Source organism: Deinococcus aetherius (genome assembly GCF_025997855.1).
Lineage (GTDB): Bacteria > Deinococcota > Deinococci > Deinococcales > Deinococcaceae > Deinococcus > Deinococcus aetherius.
The window spans coordinates 939,858-958,062 of sequence record NZ_AP026560.1; the positions used below are offsets into that span (position 1 = coordinate 939,858).

The 18,205-nt window shown below is 64.0% G+C and carries 16 protein-coding genes, 1 tRNA gene and 1 pseudogene; 7 read left to right on the forward strand and 11 right to left on the reverse strand.

What is annotated here, in order from left to right:
• Positions 1-35: 35 nt before the first annotated feature.
• From DAETH_RS04875 to DAETH_RS04885, 3 genes are all read right to left on the reverse strand, one after another.
• The gene (locus tag DAETH_RS04875) at positions 36-821 is read right to left on the reverse strand and encodes an IS982 family transposase (protein WP_264774389.1); all 786 of its coding nucleotides are present in this window, start codon (positions 819-821) and stop codon (positions 36-38) included.
• Between the two features lie 53 nt (positions 822-874).
• Positions 875-1,090 carry a hypothetical protein gene (locus DAETH_RS04880; RefSeq protein WP_264776796.1) on the reverse strand — a complete coding sequence of 72 codons (216 nt, stop codon included), beginning with the start codon at positions 1,088-1,090 and terminating at the stop codon, positions 875-877.
• A 280-nt stretch (positions 1,091-1,370) separates the two neighbouring features.
• Positions 1,371-1,670: a hypothetical protein gene (locus DAETH_RS04885; protein WP_264776797.1), complete on the reverse strand. Its 300-nt coding sequence runs from the start codon at positions 1,668-1,670 to the stop codon at positions 1,371-1,373.
• A gap of 29 nt (positions 1,671-1,699) precedes the next feature.
• Here DAETH_RS04885 and DAETH_RS04890 point away from each other — a divergent pair, with 29 nt between their 5' ends.
• The 3 genes from DAETH_RS04890 to DAETH_RS04900 all read left to right on the forward strand — a co-directional run bounded on the left by DAETH_RS04890 (position 1,700) and on the right by DAETH_RS04900 (position 3,158).
• Positions 1,700-2,335 carry a hypothetical protein gene (locus DAETH_RS04890; RefSeq protein WP_264776798.1) on the forward strand — a complete coding sequence of 212 codons (636 nt, stop codon included), beginning with the start codon at positions 1,700-1,702 and terminating at the stop codon, positions 2,333-2,335.
• An 18-nt stretch (positions 2,336-2,353) separates the two neighbouring features.
• Positions 2,354-2,785 (forward strand): hypothetical protein, encoded by a 432-nt coding sequence (locus DAETH_RS04895; protein ID WP_264776799.1) that lies wholly within the window; start codon positions 2,354-2,356, stop codon positions 2,783-2,785.
• 88 nt (positions 2,786-2,873) lie between these two features.
• A complete protein-coding gene (locus tag DAETH_RS04900) occupies positions 2,874-3,158 on the forward strand; it encodes a DNA methyltransferase family protein (protein WP_264776800.1) in 285 nt (94 codons plus the stop codon).
• Between the two features lie 64 nt (positions 3,159-3,222).
• On the opposite strand, the gene DAETH_RS04905 is transcribed toward DAETH_RS04900, so the two are convergent.
• From DAETH_RS04905 to DAETH_RS24615, 3 genes are all read right to left on the reverse strand, one after another.
• Positions 3,223-5,460 carry a tyrosine-type recombinase/integrase gene (locus tag DAETH_RS04905; protein ID WP_264776801.1) on the reverse strand — a complete coding sequence of 746 codons (2,238 nt, stop codon included), beginning with the start codon at positions 5,458-5,460 and terminating at the stop codon, positions 3,223-3,225.
• Positions 5,457-6,671: a tyrosine-type recombinase/integrase gene (locus tag DAETH_RS04910; protein ID WP_264776802.1), complete on the reverse strand. Its 1,215-nt coding sequence runs from the start codon at positions 6,669-6,671 to the stop codon at positions 5,457-5,459. The genes DAETH_RS04905 and DAETH_RS04910 overlap by 4 nt, the downstream gene beginning before the upstream one ends.
• A 276-nt stretch (positions 6,672-6,947) precedes the next feature.
• Positions 6,948-7,328 carry a transposase gene (locus tag DAETH_RS24615; RefSeq protein WP_406585095.1) on the reverse strand — a complete coding sequence of 127 codons (381 nt, stop codon included), beginning with the start codon at positions 7,326-7,328 and terminating at the stop codon, positions 6,948-6,950.
• A gap of 59 nt (positions 7,329-7,387) precedes the next feature.
• Here DAETH_RS24615 and DAETH_RS04915 point away from each other — a divergent pair.
• Positions 7,388-8,611, forward strand: a pseudogene (locus DAETH_RS04915) (ComEC/Rec2 family competence protein); the annotation flags it as partial.
• Between the two features lie 58 nt (positions 8,612-8,669).
• Here DAETH_RS04915 and DAETH_RS04920 read toward each other — a convergent pair.
• On the reverse strand, positions 8,670-10,484 hold the full coding sequence (locus tag DAETH_RS04920) for a 30S ribosomal protein S1 (protein WP_264776803.1): 1,815 nt from the start codon (positions 10,482-10,484) through the stop codon (positions 8,670-8,672).
• Positions 10,485-10,748: 264 nt separating this feature from the next.
• Here DAETH_RS04920 and DAETH_RS04925 point away from each other — a divergent pair.
• Positions 10,749-10,822, forward strand: a tRNA-Gln gene (locus DAETH_RS04925).
• Here the strand turns inward: DAETH_RS04925 and DAETH_RS04930 are convergent.
• The 3 genes from DAETH_RS04930 to DAETH_RS04940 all read right to left on the reverse strand — a co-directional run bounded on the left by DAETH_RS04930 (position 10,794) and on the right by DAETH_RS04940 (position 15,784).
• Positions 10,794-12,320, reverse strand: coding sequence for a tyrosine-type recombinase/integrase (locus tag DAETH_RS04930; protein WP_264776804.1), 1,527 nt, complete (start codon positions 12,318-12,320; stop codon positions 10,794-10,796). The genes DAETH_RS04925 and DAETH_RS04930 overlap by 29 nt on opposite strands.
• A 286-nt stretch (positions 12,321-12,606) precedes the next feature.
• On the reverse strand, positions 12,607-13,206 hold the full coding sequence (locus DAETH_RS04935; RefSeq protein ID WP_264776805.1) for a hypothetical protein: 600 nt from the start codon (positions 13,204-13,206) through the stop codon (positions 12,607-12,609).
• A gap of 97 nt (positions 13,207-13,303) precedes the next feature.
• Positions 13,304-15,784: a heavy metal translocating P-type ATPase gene (locus DAETH_RS04940; RefSeq protein WP_264776806.1), complete on the reverse strand. Its 2,481-nt coding sequence runs from the start codon at positions 15,782-15,784 to the stop codon at positions 13,304-13,306.
• Positions 15,785-16,023: 239 nt separating this feature from the next.
• Here DAETH_RS04940 and DAETH_RS04945 point away from each other — a divergent pair, with 239 nt between their 5' ends.
• Both DAETH_RS04945 and DAETH_RS04950 read left to right on the forward strand, forming a co-directional pair.
• Positions 16,024-16,446 carry a four-helix bundle copper-binding protein gene (locus DAETH_RS04945; RefSeq protein ID WP_264776807.1) on the forward strand — a complete coding sequence of 141 codons (423 nt, stop codon included), beginning with the start codon at positions 16,024-16,026 and terminating at the stop codon, positions 16,444-16,446.
• Positions 16,443-17,048 (forward strand): DUF305 domain-containing protein, encoded by a 606-nt coding sequence (locus tag DAETH_RS04950; RefSeq protein WP_264776808.1) that lies wholly within the window; start codon positions 16,443-16,445, stop codon positions 17,046-17,048. The genes DAETH_RS04945 and DAETH_RS04950 overlap by 4 nt, the downstream gene beginning before the upstream one ends.
• 23 nt (positions 17,049-17,071) lie before the next feature.
• On the opposite strand, the gene DAETH_RS04955 is transcribed toward DAETH_RS04950, so the two are convergent.
• Positions 17,072-18,205 carry a sensor histidine kinase gene (locus DAETH_RS04955; RefSeq protein WP_264776809.1) on the reverse strand — a complete coding sequence of 378 codons (1,134 nt, stop codon included), beginning with the start codon at positions 18,203-18,205 and terminating at the stop codon, positions 17,072-17,074.

Genomic DNA, 18,205 nt, shown 5'->3' on the forward strand with positions numbered 1-18,205 from the left:
CGCGAATAGGGATTGACTCGGAGCGCCAAGTGTGATTAGGCGGGGAGGTCAAAGAACTTGAGGTTGTGGGCGAGGACGAGGAGGGCGACCTTGAGCCGCAAGCTCGCCATCGTCTTGACCTGCCCCCACCGCAAGCCGGAACCCACCAGCACCGAGAACGCCGACTCGATGATCTTGCGGGCAGCCGCATATTCGTCTTTCCAACGAGGGTCAGGACGCTTGGCATTGCTTTTGGGTGGCGTCAGGTACGTGCCGGACTGATAGCCTTTGTCCCCAATCTGCTTCGGCCCACCGAAGGTGGGCCAGTCGCGGTTCATCACGCACCCGACGGTGAAGTCATGCTCGTTGGCGGGCCGGAGCACGTACTGGGCGATTTTGCCATTCAGGGTCGTCCAGGCATGCAGCTTGAACCCATACACCGGGCCGGAGGTACTGAAGCCGTGTCGTGCCCCCTTGAACTTGCAACGGGGAGCGCGCTTGAAGGTGCAGACTGGGAGGGGTTCGGAGTCCACGGCCACGAAGTCCAGTGCCTGGACTTCGACACTCGCGCCCTCGATCACAGGGGTCAAGCGTTCCAGCCGGGTACGGGCCTGGACCTCCGAAGGGTAATGGGGACAGTGGTTGAGTTTGAGCATCCTCCACCAGCCCCTGAAGTAGGGTGCTTTGTGAATCCGCTGCAATAGGGCCACCGCCACCAATTCGGCGTCACTGATCTTCTCGTGGGGGTGGACCAGCTTGGATGGCATCTGGGGGGTCAGCCAGACCGTCAGGCGTCGCAGGGCGTCGGGAATGGGGAGTAGACTGAGGTCGGGACGGCACATGAGCACCGTCCCTTTGCCATTTCTCCCCCCACCCTGTCAACCCCTATTCGCGGTTAGTCGAAAGCTGCCCGAAAGCCTCCCTCAACCTTGCTGATCATGTTTGGCGTGATGTCCAACCCATAGCGCTCGTAAACCAGGGTACTCAGGGCGTTGGTCGTCAACGGTGGGGTGTGGTGGTGCCGGGCAAGGCGCAACCGCTCCCCAATGATGTTCTTGCCAACGGCTCCCTGTTGCTTGTTGCGCAGGGAGGCTTTACGGCGGGAAGTCACCGCCCCACCCTAGATTTCTCGCCTGGAAGACTCGACTCTTAGCTAGAAGGATGTATTCTAAATAAGAAGAAAAATACACCTCTCGAACCTGCCTTCCATAGGGCGTGCTCTCTCGCCCTCGGCCCGTCGTCTTTTCTCGCTATTAGGTCTGTGACCAGCCCTTGCTGTCTCTCCTCCCCGCTGCCCTGGAACAGCACGTCCTCGCCCGCGAAGCCATGCCAGACCCCGGTCTGTGACCCGTCAACCGAGGAGCGTGATGCCTGGCACTCCACCCCTGCTGCTACTTCCGTCCCGGTTCGTCCAGGTCACTTACCGGGCCAACTTGGACGACTTTCTCTGCGTCGCCCGGATGGCTGCCGGTCGCCTCGTCCATCCCACTGGTCAGGCGTGGCAGCTCGACGGTTGTAAGAGCGACCGTCTCTACCTCCGCCTGCTCTACGGAGAGTTGGCTGACCAGCTCGGCCTCGTCCCCTATCTGGATGAGGAATTCGATCTCATCGTGAACGCTTCCACGGTGACCATCGGCATTCACACGCGCCTCGCCACCACCGCTGCCCTCTTCGACCAGTTCATCGGCCACTTGGACCATCTGTTGCCTCGGAGTACCCCATGAGCCGCCGCCTCGCGCTTCTCCTCCCCCTCGTCCTGTGCGCCTGCCAGAAGGGCCCTGATCCCCAACAACTCAACGCCTCCGCCCAGTTCTTCCTGGACAACGGCGGCCTCACCCTGCTGAGCCGGACCGGCCAGGCAGGCACCCAGCCCTGCCTCAAGCCCCTGAACATGAAGCAGACCTTGCTGGGTGGACCCTTCGGCGCGTCCGAACGCCTCGTGGACTTCGTTGAACGCCACCAGCTCGCCAAGACCCGCCACGAACAGCGCCCCTCGGGATACGAGGGCGTGACCTTCACCCCCGTTGCCCCCTACGAGAACAACTGGGTCGGCCAGGGTGACTACAAGAACTTTTGCTTCGGCAAGATCACCCTCGTCAAGGCGGAGGCGGTGCCCGACGCCAAGACGATCACCGCCGGGGAGGCCGAGCCTTACATCATCCCTGGCACGGAGGCCCGCGCCACCCGCATCACCTATCGGCTCGAAGACGTGCCCGGCGGGTCGTTCGTGGACGACCTGAAGGCCGCTCCCAACTTGCTGGTCCGGGGCTCCCTGCTGCCGAAGAGCTATGGGAAGGACCTCACCGTGGTCGCCACCCTGCCGCTCAAGCCCGAGAACTTCAACGTCAAGCCCTGAACCGGAATGGGAGTCCCCATGAAGAAACTGCTGCCCCTGCTCGTGCTGGCCTCCGCCGTCTCCTGCGCGCCCCTCCCCACCCAGACCGTTGCCCCGACGCGGGTGACCACAACTGTCGGTTACGTGACGGGCACGATTCCCGCTGGCGCCGACAATCCTGTGTTGGCGGCGGTGGTGTCAACTGCGCCGACCGCGCCGACGACCTCGGGACGGCAGCCGTGGCGGGCCGAGGAGATCGAGCGAAACCAGGTGGTGTTGCGGTCCAACGCGACGAGCCAGAACACCTCGACGTTCGGGAGCTTCATCCAGACACTGCCTCAGGAGATGACCTGGGGAGTGATTTCGTCCGGGAACACGACGACAGTGACGGCGACGTACAGCAGTGCCTATGCGGCCACCGCCCAGTACATCTTCGACCAGCTCGACAAGCGGTTCAGACGGGTGAGGTGACTCCCGAGCGAGCAACTCGCCCAGCCTCCCCCCTGCGAACGGAAGCCTCTTCGAGGAGCAGATCGACGTTGCCAACTTCAAGGGGCGAATGCGCGATCTGCTGCTCGCTGCCAGTAGCCTCAACTGGGGCAAGATCAGCCTCGCCATCTTCGGCAGCATGTTCCAGGGGGTCATGGACAAGGCCGAGCGCCGTGCCCTCGGTGCGCACTACACCTCCGAGGCCAACACCCTCAAGGCCCTCGGTCCCCTCTTTCTGGACGAAATGCATGCCCTGCGCGACCAGGCCCGGGGCAAGTCCGCCCGGTTGCGGACCTTCCTCAACCTGCTGCCGACCCTCCGCTTTCTCAACCCCGCCTGCGGCAGCGGCAACTAGCCAGATGCCATCTTCGAAGAAACATTGACGTTTGCCGCACAGCGCCGAACTTCGCTGCAACCGTTTACTGCGTTCCCGCCTGAATGCGCTCCACCTGCAACTTCTTGTCCCGAATGCCATCCAAGGTCAGTTCCAAGCCTGCCACCTCCCCCACCCAGTCGTTGGCCCGCGCCTCTGTCATCAACCGTATGGTGTCTCGCTCAATCTCCAACAGGCGAGGCATTTGATCCGGGTCCATTCGCAACATGGGACAGCGCACGCAAGCGTGTTCGTGCGCACACGGCGTTTGGTAAGGCCGGTAGCAATTGCCCAAAGCCAGTTGCCGACGCCGAAAATGGCTCTCAAACTCCTCCAACTCGGCTTTGGTCGGCTCGCCGTACTCATGTGCTGGGCGCTCGCTGCGTCTGCGCGCCAAGTGTTGATGGTACGCCTGATGCGCTTCCAGGTCGTAAACCGCCACATAGCCCATTGTGGTGTTGAGGTTCTGGTGGCCGAGCATCCAGGCGACGATGTGCACGGGCAGGCCCTCGTTGACATGTCCGGTGGCGAACAAGCGCCGAAAGTCGTGCAGCACGAATCGCACCGGCTCTCCCCGTTCGTCTTGTAGGTTGGCCTGTGCACAGGCCAACTCCAACTGGTCACGCAAAAATGTTGCGCCCACGTGGCACTGCCGCCCATGTCGCCGTCTGAGGAACAAAAATGGCAGCGATGCTGACATCACGCGTTCACCGCGGTCGTATTGGACCGTGCTTGGCACCACACCATCTGGTCCTGCGACGCGGCGGCGAATCTGGGCCAGGACAGCCAGCAGCTCCTTGCTCACAGGGATCATCCGCTCCCGATCGGTTTTCGAAGGAGCAATGTTTAGAATAACGACCGTCTCACCGCTCGCCAACGTCAATTTGCGTAGGCTCAGGTCGGTCAATTCCAAACATTCTTCTATGCGGAGACCCGTGAGGCGCAGCACCTCCAGCCCGGCCCACGCCCAAAAGGCAACTTCCTCCTCCTCTTCTATGGATCGCCGGTATGCCTTCGGTTGATCAGCGCGCCGGAAGTACAGAATTTTTGACTGAAGCCCAAACACCGTCAACCCGTTGGGTCCCAAACGCTCGTACCTCACGCCGTTGACTTCAAATTGATCGCCTACGGCCACTTGACAAAGTTGCTCACGAATGGCTCGCACCTCTGTGAACCGGCGGCGAAGCCATCCAATCAAGCGCGTCAGGTGGGGTGCCAGCCTCCGAATGCGCTCATGCATCCGCGCTCGCTGGTTATGAAACCTACTCGTTGAGTTGAAGACGGCTATGTCTGAATCCGTGATCGGCGATGGGTAAAGATGCCCGCTCCACTCATCCGGACGGTGAACGCACCACTCGCGCAAGTCCATGTAAAAGTTTCGAACGGTGTAGAACATTTGCTCATCCCGCTTTTGACCTTCGCTTCGGTCGGTGTCGATCACCGCCTTCTTCCATGCTCGTGCAACGTCAGGAGGCAGGCGCAGTGTGTCGATGCCAGGCGAATAGGTTTCGATCCAGTGCCAAAATCGCGTCAGCCGTTGGGTAAGATTGCATAGCGAGCTGTAATCCAGAGTCGGCTCTAGCTCTTCTAGATAACGCACGATGAGGTCGCGCACCACCTTTGACTGAAGACCGCGCCGATCCACAAGCTCGGCAACACTCTCTTGATAGAGTCGTCTTCGCATATTAGGGGTTAGAGGAGGATCAACAATCCAACCCAATGCTATCATTATATTTTGTGCATGGACATAGCCTTTCGGGACGATGTTGTTATTATAACAATATTCTGCATATTCAAGAAAATGAGGTGTCTTCAAGTCTGGTACACCCAAACCATTTTTTAAGGAGATTCGAGCGAGCGCCAGCATGATATTGTTCATGCTTTGTGCGCTGATATGAGATTTAGCTGCATGGTCAGCTATCATTGCTTCTATTTCTTTTTTATCTGCCCAGTAGATTTTATTTGTGTTATTAAACAGGGGTTTGGTAAGAAAATCGTAACTGGGTCGTACTCCGCTCAAAGATGTAAAACGTTTTATAGCGTTAATTATGCAGCTTGTTACATCTTTGTTGAATCTTATTCCGGGCCACTGGCTTTCCTCCTTTCCCAATAACGACTCTATGGCATTCCACTTCTCCTGCCAATTCTCTCCCACTTGCACCTCAAGCTCGCGCATAAACAAATTGAACGCAAAGTTGTATCTCCCTTGTGTAGTAACGAGATGCTTACTAACGGATTTTCCGTGGAACATTAAAATTTCATCTGATGTGAGTTCGGTTATCACAAGTCTCCTTCATCAGTTTTGAAAAAAGCGGCGAGATCATCGGTATCGTAATCACATGCGGTTGTCAAAGGTGTTGTTTCTTTGCGCGGCTCATTGAAGTGCCGCAACACCTGACGTATGGCTTCCTGGGGCTGAACACGCAAGTAGGTCTGTGTGGTGGTGATCCACCTGTGCCGCAGGTGTTTTTGCACATGCACAAGGGCCATGGTCGGATCACTTGCCAGGCGGATGCCGCAGGTGTGACGAAAGTCGTGCAACACCCAGTTGGTTCCCAGCCGGTCGTTGACGCGATTGAGCACGCCCCGCAACGCGGAATAATTCAGTGGTCGGTAGGGCCCGCGTCGGGTTTGCCAAAGCATGTCAAACGTTGACAGGGCGCGGCCAGCCAGGTAGAGGCGGAGGTAGGTGAAGGATTCGGCACTGGCCGCCACCCACTCCGGGCTCCGGGACCCTTTGGTGATGACCCGCACGGTCTGGCTGCCCCAATCCACGTCGCCTGGGGTCATGCCCAACAGCTCGCCCGCGCGCAGGCCCGCCGACAGCAGCAGATGGACCATCGCTCGGTCGCGGTGGCAGGTCAATTGCTCGATGACCGCTCGCACCTGATCGTCGGACAGGGCGCGCGGTAACAACGCGGGCACCTTCTGACGGAACGGCGCACGGCTCGGCAGCGGATACGGATGGACACCTCGAAAGAGGAACGTCCGGGTTCGGCGCAAGGGCCGGGCAGGATTGGCCTGGACAAACAAGTGCTCGTCTTGCAAAAACGCATAGAAACTCGCCAGGACGCTGAGACGGTGGTTAATGGTGGTGGGCTGGTAGCGGGCTGCGAGCTTGGCCTTGCCCGTGACCGGGTTGACGCTGCCCGCTGGGGGCCGATCTGCACCGTGCAGTCGGTACGGGTTGGTGCGGGAGCGCAGATCGTTGACGTACTCGCGGACATGACTGGGCAGGGCCGCCGACCACTCGGTTTTTTGGCGATGCAGGAAGCGAAACCAGTCAACCAAAGCATAGGCGTATGCCTTGACGGTGGCGGGGCTCTTGTCGCAGGCGGTCAGATGCGCGAGGTACAGGTGCACACACTCCACCACCTCACCGCCTGCGTCTTTAAGCGCAAAAAGGGGGGTCTTCCCCGGCTGGAAGTAGACCTCGAACGGCTGAGCATGGGCCTCCATTGAACCTCCCCTGCTGGAGGTCACGCTGGTCGCCATCACACGCTCCAAAACCGCAACAGGGACAGTCGCCTTGCCCCATACGCCTGCACAGCAGGCTGCCAATTCAGACGTTGACGCGCGCCCATGCATGTTGACCTCCTGCGGTCATACATGTCCAGGGCGCGCATACCTGGTTCGTGCCGGATGTGGGGCTCTCCGAACCGTCTTCAGTGGTGCTCTCCGTGCGCTGTGTGAACCTTACACCGGCGCAGCCCCTGAGCGCTAGAGGTCATCTCAAAAGTGCCGCGTACCAACACCCTCCTGCTTTGCACATCACGTCCATGATTTCGAGGCCACTGCCTTTTTCCGCCGACTAGAACGAAGTTGCTGCTGTTTGGCTGGGCTGAATACTCCCGCGAGAAATGCCTGGCGCAGGGCCAGCAGCCGGGGATCTCCCGTCTGCGTATACAGGCGCCAAAGCAGTCGGGGAAAAACCCCTCTCCGATTCCACTGACGAAAACGCCCGTAACAGGTGGATTTGGGTGGATATTCCGCTTTGGGCAACTGATCCCACTGGGCTCCTGACAAAAGCACCCACAACATCCCCTCAAGCAGTTGCTTGTCCGGGCGAGGGGTTCGGCCCATCTTCGACTGTTTGCGAGGTGGGCGCACAAGGGGAGCGACCAATGCCCACTGTTCCTCACTGAGCCGCATGTCACAGCACCAGCCTGCGGGCAGCGTACGGTACGGCAAGGTCCGTAGTGCGTTTAACGTATCAACTCTCCTTCCTGGCCGTCCTCGGCCTTTCCCTCTCGGGGCAGGCGGCGGCGCGACTCCCCGAGCGGTGGCCCCACTGGCTGCGCCTCGCGCTCGTCGCCACCGTCCTCGCGGAACTCGCCACCCTCCCGGTGACCCTCGGAAACTTCGGGCAACTGCCGCTCGTGGGCCTGCCCGCCAACCTGATCGCGGGCGTGATCATGGCTGCGCTCGTGCCGCTGGGCTTCGTGGCGGGGCTGCTCGGTCCGCTCGCCGTGCTCGTGAACTGGCTGACCGCCCTCCTCGCGGCGGCCCTGCTCGGTGTGGCCGGGGTCTTCGGGCACGCACCCGTCCTGACCTGGGGCGAGGTGGGTCCGGCCGGGGTCGTCGCTTACGCGGTGACGGCCCTCGCGGGCGCACTGTGGCTGCGCGGTCGTCTCCGTGCGTCCGCCCTGCTCGGCACACTCCTCGCCTGCGCTCTCCTGACCCTGCTCCCCGGCCTGCTGAAACCCGCCCGGGAGATGGTGTTCATCGATGTTGGGCAGGGAGACAGCACCCTCATCCGTGCCCCCGGCCTGAGCGTGCTGGTGGACGGGGGCGGCTCGGTCGGCAGCGACTACGACGTGGGCGGGCGGACGGTCGTTCCCGCCCTGCGTGCCCTGGGCGTCCGGAACCTGTCGGCGGTTGTGGCGACCCACGCCGACACGGACCATATCGAGGGATTGTCGAGCGTCCTGCGCACCCTTCCGGTCGGCGAACTCTGGATCGGGCAGCGCAAGGCGGACGACCCCGTGCTCGGCGAACTTCTTACCACCGCCCGCGAGGAGGGCGTGCCCGTGCGCGAGGTGCGGCGTGGCGATCAGGTCACGGCAAGCGGCGTCACCCTCACCGTCCTGTGGCCCGCCGGGCGGGTGTGGAGCACCGAGGACAACGAGAACAGCGTCGCCCTGCGGGTCGAGTCCCACGGCTTCCGCGCCGCCCTGCTCGGCGACCTGCCCGCCCCCGTCGAGGCGCGGCTCGGTGTCGGCGACCTCGACCTTCTCAAGGCCGCCCACCACGGCAGCCGCCACAGCACCGGGTCAGACATCCTGCGCGAGAGCACCCCCGCCGACGTCCTCATCAGCGTAGGACGCAACACCTACGGCCACCCGCACCCGGACGTGCTGAAGCGTGTTCAGGAGGTGGGTGCCCGTGTCTGGCGCACGGATAGGGTCGGTACCGTGCGTTGGCCCTTACCCTGATCCTGGGACAAGCAAAACCCGCCGGGATCGATCCCGGCGGGTCTTGACTTCCAGAGGCTTACTCGCCCTGCTTCTCGTTCTGGTTGCCCTCGGTCTTGGCGTCGTCCTTCTTGTCGCCGCCCAGGCCGAACTGCGCGAAGAGGTCGGCGTACACGTCGCCCAGCTTGGTGCTGATCTTGCCGCCGCCCTGAGAGGCGTCCTTCGCGTTGAAGGTGTAGTCGGCACCGCCGCCGCGCCCGCCGCGCCCGCCGCCACCGCTGCGTCCGCCACCCTGGCCGCCGCTGTAACGGTCACTGCGCGAGCCGCCGCCCTGGCTGACGAAGTCGCGCACGGGGCCGCCACCGCCGCCCAGTGCCCGGCGCCGCGAGAGGCTGGCGCGCTGCTCCACGGGGTCGATGTTCAGGATCACGGCCTCGATCTCGTCACCCTTCTTGAAGAGGTCGGCGGGGTTGTTCACCCGCTGGGTATCGAGTTCGCTGATGTGGATCAGGCCCTCGATGCCTTCTTCGATCTCCATGAAGACGCCGAAGTCGGTCATGCCGGTGATCTTGCCCTTGACCGGCGTGCCGGGCGGGTAACGGTCGGGCAGCGCGCTCCACGGGTCGTCCGTGGTCTGACGGATCCCGAGGCTGATCCGGCGCTCCTTGGGGTCGATCCGCAGGATGACCGCCTCGACCTCGTCGCCTTCCTTCAGAACCTCGTTGGGGTGGCGCACCCGCTTCGTCCAGCTCATCTCGCTGACGTGCACCAGGCCCTCCAGGCCGGGTTCCAGCTCCACGAACGCCCCGAAGTTGGTGAGGTTCGTGACCTTGCCCCGCACCCGCTGGCCGATGTGGTACTTCTCCACCGCGCCCTGCCAGGGGTCCTCGGTCAGCGACTTCATCGAGAGGTTGATGCGCTCGCGCCCCTCGTCCACGTCGATGACCTGCACCTGCACCTTGTCGCCCACCTTCACCACGTCGCGCGGGTGGTTGAAGCGGCCGTAGGTCAGCTCCGAGCGGTGCACGAGCCCGTCGATGCCGCCCAGGTTCACGAAGACGCCGAAGTCGGTGATCTCGACGACCTCACCCTCGAAGGTCGCGCCGGGCACCAGCTTGCCGATGGTCTGCTCGCGCGCCTGGGCCTTCTGGGCCTCCATGATCGCGCGGTGGCTGATAATCACCCGGTTGCGCTTGCGGTTGAGCTCGATCAGCTTGACCATCAGCGGCTTGGCGACGTAGGGGTCGAGGTCGTTCACCCGGCGGGTGTCCACCTGCGAGGCCGGGAGGAAGGCCCGAATGCCCTCGACCTGTGCGACCAGCCCGCCGCGCACCTTTTCGAGCACCTCGACCTCGAAGGCCTCGTCGCGCTCCTGCATCCGCTCCAGCACCCGCCAGCCCTTGTCCTGATCGGCCCGCTTCTTGCTCAGCACGATCTGGCTGTTGGCGAGGTCCACCCGCACGACGTACGCCTCGATCTTGTCGCCGGGCTTGTACATCCCCTGGGCTTCTTCGAGCGTGACGGGCTCCTCGGCGATCTGGTTGAGGGGAATCGTGCCCTCCACCTTCGCGCCGACGTCCACGGCGATGCCCTCCTGGCCGATGAACACGACCGTGCCGTCCACGATGTCGCCGCGCGACACGGCCTGGTGCTCGGTCGCCTCGCTGGCGAGCACATCCTCCATCGTCATGGCGGGGTAGTCGCGGTCGTCGGTGCTCGCCTCAGCGGGAGCGGCCTGCGCAGCCGGTTGGGCCACGGAGGCGCTGCTCGCCGTCTCCGTGACCGCCATGTCCGTCTGGCCCGTGCTCGTCTGCCCCTCGCTGATCTGGTCGGTGCCCGGCGTGGGCTGAATGGTCCCGCCTTCAACGGCGGGGGTCTGGGTCTGGTCTTCCATGAACTCCTGTCCTCCTGGGCTCCCGGCACTTCACGCGCCCGGCGCCCTGTCCCTGTACCTGCGCTTAAGCGCGGCAACACCACACTCTAGCACCGCCCATCAGGGGGGGCAAGCGCGACGTGATGGCGTTACACACGGTCTATTCGATGTTTACCCGCTTTCAGGCCCTCCTGGGCAAGTCCCCGGCGGTTGACGCCCGGGAAAGGGGCAGCTATACTCCCTCACGCTCACCTGCCTGGAATGGTGCGCGGCCAGAGTCGGCGATGGGGCATCGTCTAATGGCAGGACGACGGTTTCTGGCACCGTTAATCAAGGTTCGAGTCCTTGTGCCCCAGCCAAAGAAAATCCCCGCTCCAGGCGGGGACTTTTTATGCTTGCAATTTTGGCTCCTGCGTTCATTTTGGGCCTGCGCTGTAGTAGCGCTGTAGTAGGCCCACCCGCGTCAATCGGCTGCCTCTTGCGCTCCTGCGCTCCGTCCGTCTCCTCAACAGTGTCCTGTGAGGGCGCCATGGCATCTACCTCAGGTGTTGAAGCCCGCCGCTCCTCAAAGGGGTCCACCAGCCACTCATCGCGTTCTGCGTCCAGGACATGGCGGTAAACCTGGAGGGTGACGGTCACGTCGCTGTGCCCCAGGTTGCGGCTGACGACCTCGATGGGAACGCCCCTCCGGGCCAGGATGGTGGCGTAGGTATGCCTCAGGTCGTGAGGCGTAATGTCGGGCAGACGCTCGCCGCTGAGCATGACCTGCCGCAACTCGGGCCGTGCGGAACGCGGCACCCCCCGTCGGTCTACATGCCCCACGTTCTGCGGGTCAGACCACCGGATGAGCGTCCTTAAGGCTGGCCGGAGAATGTCGGGGGCCAGCCAACCTCCCTGAGCTGTGCTGAAGACCACCCCCAGGTCCTGCCACAACTCCCCCGCCTCCCGGCACTCCTGAGCCTGACGCGCCTTATGCACCTGGAGCACCTCGATCAGGGCCGAGTGCATCTTCAGGGAGCGGTTGGAGGTTTTCGTCTTGGTGCCCTTGACCTTCCCGCCGGTCTTCTCCCGGTTCCGCGACTGCCGGACGTGGAGCCTGCCATTTACGAGGTCCACCTGATCCCACTGAAGGGCCAGGATTTCACCGCGCCTCAGGCCCAGGCTGGCGCCCAGGTAGAGCGCAGGCCACATGCGGAACACCCCGTGGCGGTAGAGCGTGCTGCCGAGCCGCTCGAACCGGGCGAGCTGCTCCGGGTCCAGAGGTTGCCCTGCACTCCGCTGCCTCTCCGCCTTGACGCGCTTAATGCCGATGGCCGGGTTCCGGTGAAGTACCTGCTCTACCAGCGCGGCGGCAAACAGCGCCCGAACCCGACCAAAAACGTAGGCTTGCGTCCGGGCCGACATGTTGCCGCCGTGATTCATGGTCTGCTCAGCCAGCTTGAGGGCAAGATCATTGAGGTGCATGGGCCGAACAGCCTGGAGATGCATATCCCCGATGTGCTTGAGCGCGTAGTTCAGCTCCTCCCGGTAACGCTTCACTGTGCTGGGAAGGCTGCCGAGCTGCTGTTGCCTCAGCCACCGCTCTGCATACTCCGCTACCGTAACCTTGTCGGGAATGGAGAGGGCGCCGCGCGCCAGGTCTGCCTGTGCCTGGGCCATTTCCTTGTAAGCGTCTGACTTTCTGTCGGTCGTGCCGCTTTTGGTCTTGCGCTTACGCTCCCCGCTGGACGTGTCATAGGTAATGGTGATCGTCCAGGCGTACTTGCCATTCTGCTTCTTGTAGACCGTTCCTTGGCCGTTCCCCCGCGACTTGGTCTTCTTGGCTCCGTTTTTCTTGCTTGCCGTCTTTGCTGTCATTCTCCAACACCGTGCTTTCCAAACGAGTACAAAGGCTATGTCTGCTGACCACCGTTAACTTGCTGGCCGTCAGCGACGTGATTTGCCGTAAGTGGCCTTTTCCCTGAGGGTGTAGTTGACCCGGAGCAGGCATTCCTGGCATAGAAGGTGGGTGGAAGGGTTACACGACGACTCCTTTACTCTGTACTGGCATATTTAGATCGGAAAAGAAAAAGCGCAGGCCCTCAGGCCCGCGCTGTGAATGAATGGTAGGGGATTGCCCCTACATACGCAAGAGAAAAATCCTTCATTTTTTGGAGCGGTCCTTGCCCATCAAAAGATTCTCCACATACTGGGCAAACTCCTCCGGGCTCACTGACCCCTGGAACTTCTCCTCCCCACGGGCCTCCGCGCCTTCCTGACGGCGTCGCTCCAGTTCCTGGGCCTTCAGGTCCAGAAGGTCACGTAGCGCCTCCAGACGGGCAGCAAACACCGCAAACTCCCCATCCCGGACATGCTTGCCGGGGAGCATCAGGTGTCCCACCAGGACGCGGGCTAGATCAAGGGTGTCGATGCCCTCCTCCTTGGCCAGGCGCCTCAGGGTCTCCACCAGCGGGTGAGAGTCGTCAAAGGAGAGGGGGAGGGGCCACAACGCCTCCTTCAGCGTCTCGACATGGCGGCTGAGCGGCGCGGGAATCGCAGGCTTGCGCCCCCTGCGGATCGCCTCCACCAGCTTGTGCCGCTCCCACAGCGCCCGGAATCCGGCTTCATCACTTGCCACCACATTCATCTGGTCCATCTGACAGGTGCCTCCTGTGCCCCGTGCACCCTGCTTCACGGTGGCCGACCCGACGATGCCATCGAACAGACCAAAGATCAAACTTTTGCCGTCCTGGACAACATTCATACCGTTTGTGGTGATGCCCGTACAGGAAGGCCGCCAACAGGCTAAGGAAGCTGTTAGCGGGACAGGACGCTGGAAAGGGGTTAGGGCTGGGCTTGGGTCAACTTGTAAGCTGCCTGACTTGCTCTGCTCCGGGAGCCATTCCAGGTCGCCCAAACCGCAGCCGGTTGAGCAGCAGGGCATTGACCGTCACGATGACGGTGCTGGCACTCATCAGCAGGGCGGCCCACTCCGGGCGCAGCAGGACGCCGTAGGCGGGATACAGGACGCCCGCCGCGAAGGGGATGGCGAGGACGTTGTAGATCGCCGCCCAGAAAAGGTTCTGCTTGATCTTGCCCTGCACCTGCCGCGCCAGAGCAATGCTGACAGGCACCGCCGCCGGGTCGCTTCTCACCAGCACCACGTCCGCCGTCTCCACCGCCACATCGGTCCCCGCCCCGATGGCGACCCCGACCTCCGCCTGTGCCAGGGCGGGCGCGTCGTTCACACCGTCCCCCACCATCGCCACCCGGCGGCCCTGGTGCTGCAACTCCTGCACCTGGGCAGCCTTCTGCTCGGGCAGCACATCTGCGATCACCGTATCCAGGCCCAGTTGCCGTGCCACCGCTTCCGCCGTGCGGCGGTTGTCCCCGGTCAGCATCACCGTCCGCACGCCCAGACCGTGAAGCGCCCGCACGGCCTCCCCGGCGGACACCCGCACCCGGTCAGCCACGGCGACGATCCCCGCAAGCTGTCCTTCCACCGCGACAAACATGGCCGTCTTGCCGTCCCCCGCCAAGCGCTCGACCTGTGCCTCAGATTCCCCCAACGCTATGCCCTCCTGCTCCATCAGCCTGCGGTTGCCGATCAGGACCCGGCGCCCCTCCACCCGGGCCTGCACTCCTTGACCGGGGATAGAGTCGAAACCCTCCACGCGGCTCAGAGCCACGCCCTGCTCCCGCGCGCCGCGCACGATGGCCTCTGCCAGGGGATGCTGTGAGGGCTGATCGGCGGAGGCGGCCAGGTGAAGCAGCTCGGTTTCACTCACACCCGGCGCGGGCACGAGGTCAGTCAGGGCGGGCTGGCCTTCGGTCAGCGTGCCCGTCTTATCAAAGATCACGGTGTCCACCCCGGCGGTCGCCTCCAGCGCGGTGGCGTTCTTGAACAGCACCCCCTCCCGCGCCCCCTTGCCCACACCCACGGTGATGGCGGTGGGTGTGGCGAGGGCCAGGGCGTCCGGGCAGGCGATCACGATGGCGGAGACCGCCGCCGTGAGGGCAAACACGACTCCCGCCCCCAGGAAGGACCAAACCAGGAAGGCGATCAGCCCGCTGCCCAGGGCAACGAAGACCAGGTACTTCCCCGCTCGGTCAGCGAGGCGCTGGGCCGGGGCCTTGCTCGCCTGCGCGTTCTGCACCATCTGCACGATGCGGCTCAGGGCGGTGTCTGCACCCACGGCGGTCGCCCGGAAGTGGAAGGCCCCGTTCTGGTTGACGGTGCCGCCCGTCACCCGGTCCCCCGCGCGCTTGCCCACCGGCACCGGCTCTCCAGTAATCATGCTCTCGTCCACGTAGGAGGTGCCGGACAGCACTTCCCCGTCCACCGGCACGCGGTCCCCCGGGCGCACCACGATCTCGTCCCCGACGACCACCTGCTCCAGCGGCAGCTCAACCTCCTGATCGCCCCGCATGATCCAGGCTGTGGAGGGGGCCAACCGCAGCAGAGCCTCGACCGCTCGTCCGGTGGCGAAGCGTGAGCGCATCTCCAGCCAGTGTCCGGCGAGGGAAAAGGTCGTGAGCATGGCGGCGGCCTCGAAGAACACCTCGTCCGTCCGCAGGAAGAGGGTGGCCCACAGCGAGTACAGGTACGAGACCAGGATGCCGGTGGCGATCAAGGTCATCATGTTGGCTTCGCCCCGTCTCAACGCCCGCCAGGCGGCACTAATGAACGGCCAACCGCCCCACCACACCACGGGCGTGGACAGGATCAGGCCAAACCACCCCATGCTCAGGCCAAAGGGCGGGGCGAGACGGAAGCCCAAGCTCTCCCCGATGGGGGAGAACAGCACGATGGGGAGGGTGAGCAACAGCGACACCACGAAGCGCCGCAGCATGTCGTTCACCATCTCCGCACCGTGACCCGCGTGCTCGTCGTGGCCCATCCCGGGCTGAACCTCATGCCCGGTGTGGCCGCCCGTCACAGAAACACCGCCATGAGCAGCGTGCTCACCGGCTGCCATCCCGATGTGCGGCGCGTGCCCTGTCTGTCCCGGTGCTGCCGTGGGCAGGACGTGGTGTTCATGGCCAACCTGGGGATGACCCGGCTGGACGGCGGACGGAGAGCTGTCCTCGCAGTCACAGGCGTACCCGGCGGCATGAAGGTGGTGCTTCAGGCTCTCCGCCATCACTGTCCCCGGGTCGTAAGTCAGATGCGCGACCCCGCGCGTGCGGTCCAGGTGAACGCCCGTCACACCCGGAACGCGGGCCAAGTTCTCCTCCAGGTCGGCAAATTCGCTGGCATCGAAGCAGTTCTTGAACGACACCTCCAGGACCCCCTGGCCTGCGCCGTGTGGGTGGTGCCCCTCGTGTCCGTGGTGCGTCATCGTTTCCCCCTCTCACCTCCGTGAGGCTGTGGGGTCAACGTAGAGCGGGTGTGTTCAGCTCTTGTAAAAGCGTCCGGCGGGCTTGGGCCTCGTCCTTGAGCCCGCCTTGAGGGTCGCCTGGGCTTTACACAAGCTGAACACAGCGCTGCCTACGCTGACCGGGCACGGGTGTTCACCCACCGCTGCATCTGGAAACTCGCCGCTTTTGCCGCCCGCCCACGCCCCAGGGAGACCTTGCCATGCCACAAAACACCCAGCGGATGCTCCAGACCCACCCCAACCCTGCCAGCGTCTTCGATCAAGCCGCCCTGGCCGCCTGCATCGACGCCTGCTTCGAGTGCGCCAACGTCTGCACCTCCTGTGCAGATGCCTGCTTGGGTGAGCGCGAGCACCTGATGCACCTCGTCCACTGCATCCGCCTCAACCTCGACTGCGCCGACGTGTGCGGCACCACCGGGCGGGTCCTCTCGCGGCTCACCCAACCGGACCAGAACGTCCTGCGCGCCCAGCTTCAGGCGTGCCTCGCCGCCTGCAAGGCTTGCGGGGACGAGTGCGAGATGCACGCCCGCGATATGAACATGGCCCACTGCGGCGTGTGCGCGGAGAGCTGCCGCCGTTGTGAACAAGCCTGCCAGCAGCTCTTGGGGAGCATGACCGCATGAACAAGGTGATCCTGACCCTGACCCTCATGGTCCTGCCCGTGAGTGCCGCCCAGGCGGGTGGCAGCGCGGGGGGCAGCATGTCCGGCATGTCCATGACCATGCAGATGAACATGGACATGCACGCCCGGATGCAGCCGCTCCTGAACGACCTGCGGGACCTCTCCGGCACGGCCTTTGACCGGGCGTTCTTCTCCATGATGATCCCCCATCACCAGAGCGCCATCGACATGAGCCGGGCCGCCCTGCCCCGGCTGCGTGATCCCCTGATCCGGGCCTGGGCGCAGGGCATTATCGACGACCAGCAGAGGGAGATCGCGGAGATGCAGGCCGAGTTGCGCCGCCTGGGTGGGGTGGACACGGCGCGGCAGAACCGGATGCGCCAGGCCATGTCGGGCATGAGCGGGATGATGGCGCAGGCACAGAACCCCGACCGAATGTTCCTGGAGATGATGCTGCCCCACCACGGCGGCGCCAATGACATGGCGAACATCGCCCTGCAAAACGGGCAGAGCGAGCAGGTGCTGGGCTTGGCGCAGCGCATCATCATGGCTCAGGCCGACGAGATGCATGACTTCAGGGACTGGCTGCGGACGCACCCGTAGGAGGGCGCCGCGCGGGGCACCTGTCAAAGCTGGGCCGATGCCTCTCTTCTGGGCATGGAAGGTGGGGGGACCGAGGCCAACGGCAGCGTGAACGTGAAGGTGCTGCCCTCCCCGGGCCGGGAGGCGACCTCCAGCCGCCCACCCATGCCCTCGGTAAGCCCCCGGGCGATGGTCAACCCCACACCGCTCCCACCGTCCAGGCGGCTCCGCGCGGGGTCCCCCCGGTAGAAGCGTTCAAAGATGCGCCCCAGGTGCTCGGGGGCGATCCCCGTTCCGGTGTCGGTGACGCGGAAGCGCACGCAGACGCTCGCCCGTTCGGCCTCCACCTCCACCCGTCCCCCCTCCGGCGTGTGACGCAGGGCGTTGGACAGCAGGTTGGTAAGCACCTGTGAGGCCCGCTCCAGGTCCGCGCGCACTTCGGGAAGGTTGGAAGCGTGCCTAACCTCCAGGGTCACGCCTTTGGCGGCAAACGCGTCCTCAAATCGCTCCTGAGTGGCGAGCAGAAGTGCACTAGGGGCAAAGACGCTCGGGTGCAGCTCCACCGCCCCGGCCTCCACCCGAGAGACCAGGCTGAGGTCGCGCACCAGACGCTCCATCGCCCCCACCTCACGCACGAGGGAACGGGCGGCGTGTTCCGGCGACATGACCCCATCCGTCATCGCGTCCGCGTACCCCCGCAGGGCGGCCAGGGGTGCCCTCAGCTCATGGGCGACGTTGCCGATCAGCTCGACGCGTCCCTGCTCCACCCGTTCCAGGGCGGCGGCCATACGGTTGAAGTTGCGCGCCAAGTCGGCCAGCTCGTCGCGGCCTTCCTCCGGCAGACGCCGGGCGTACTCCCCGCTCGCCAGGTCGCGGCTCCCCTCCCGGAGGAGCTGCACGCCCCGGACCACCCGCCGGGAGGACAGCAGGGCCGTGCCCGCCGCCACCAGGACGGCCAGCGGCAGGGAGGCCAGCAGGGCGCGGGTGAGGGTCATCCGCATGCCCATCTCCAGGTCGGGGCGCAGGCTGGCCCCCTCCGGGCCGAGGAGGCGCACCATCTGCTCAACGTGGCTGCGGTAGAAGGCGGGCGCGATCCACTCGGCGGACAGGAACAGGCCGCCCAGGGCCAGCCCGATCACCAGCAGGTGGGAGAGCAGCAGGCGCGGGAAGAAGCGCAT

Excerpts from the sequence above, each read along its gene's own strand:
- DAETH_RS04875 (WP_264774389.1), bottom strand. The coding sequence starts at position 821 with ATGTGCCGTCCCGACCTCAGTCTACTCCCCATTCCCGACGCCCTGCGA.
- DAETH_RS04890 (WP_264776798.1), top strand. The coding sequence starts at position 1,700 with ATGAGCCGCCGCCTCGCGCTTCTCCTCCCCCTCGTCCTGTGCGCCTGC.
- DAETH_RS04895 (WP_264776799.1), top strand. The coding sequence starts at position 2,354 with ATGAAGAAACTGCTGCCCCTGCTCGTGCTGGCCTCCGCCGTCTCCTGC.
- DAETH_RS04900 (WP_264776800.1), top strand. The coding sequence starts at position 2,874 with ATGCGCGATCTGCTGCTCGCTGCCAGTAGCCTCAACTGGGGCAAGATC.
- DAETH_RS04910 (WP_264776802.1), bottom strand. The coding sequence starts at position 6,671 with ATGGCGACCAGCGTGACCTCCAGCAGGGGAGGTTCAATGGAGGCCCAT.
- DAETH_RS24615 (WP_406585095.1), bottom strand. The coding sequence starts at position 7,328 with ATGCGGCTCAGTGAGGAACAGTGGGCATTGGTCGCTCCCCTTGTGCGC.
- DAETH_RS04920 (WP_264776803.1), bottom strand. The coding sequence starts at position 10,484 with ATGGAAGACCAGACCCAGACCCCCGCCGTTGAAGGCGGGACCATTCAG.
- DAETH_RS04930 (WP_264776804.1), bottom strand. The coding sequence starts at position 12,320 with ATGACAGCAAAGACGGCAAGCAAGAAAAACGGAGCCAAGAAGACCAAG.
- DAETH_RS04935 (WP_264776805.1), bottom strand. The coding sequence starts at position 13,206 with ATGAATGTTGTCCAGGACGGCAAAAGTTTGATCTTTGGTCTGTTCGAT.
- DAETH_RS04940 (WP_264776806.1), bottom strand. The coding sequence starts at position 15,784 with ATGACGCACCACGGACACGAGGGGCACCACCCACACGGCGCAGGCCAG.
- DAETH_RS04945 (WP_264776807.1), top strand. The coding sequence starts at position 16,024 with ATGCCACAAAACACCCAGCGGATGCTCCAGACCCACCCCAACCCTGCC.
- DAETH_RS04950 (WP_264776808.1), top strand. The coding sequence starts at position 16,443 with ATGAACAAGGTGATCCTGACCCTGACCCTCATGGTCCTGCCCGTGAGT.
- DAETH_RS04955 (WP_264776809.1), bottom strand. The coding sequence starts at position 18,205 with ATGCGCTTCTTCCCGCGCCTGCTGCTCTCCCACCTGCTGGTGATCGGG.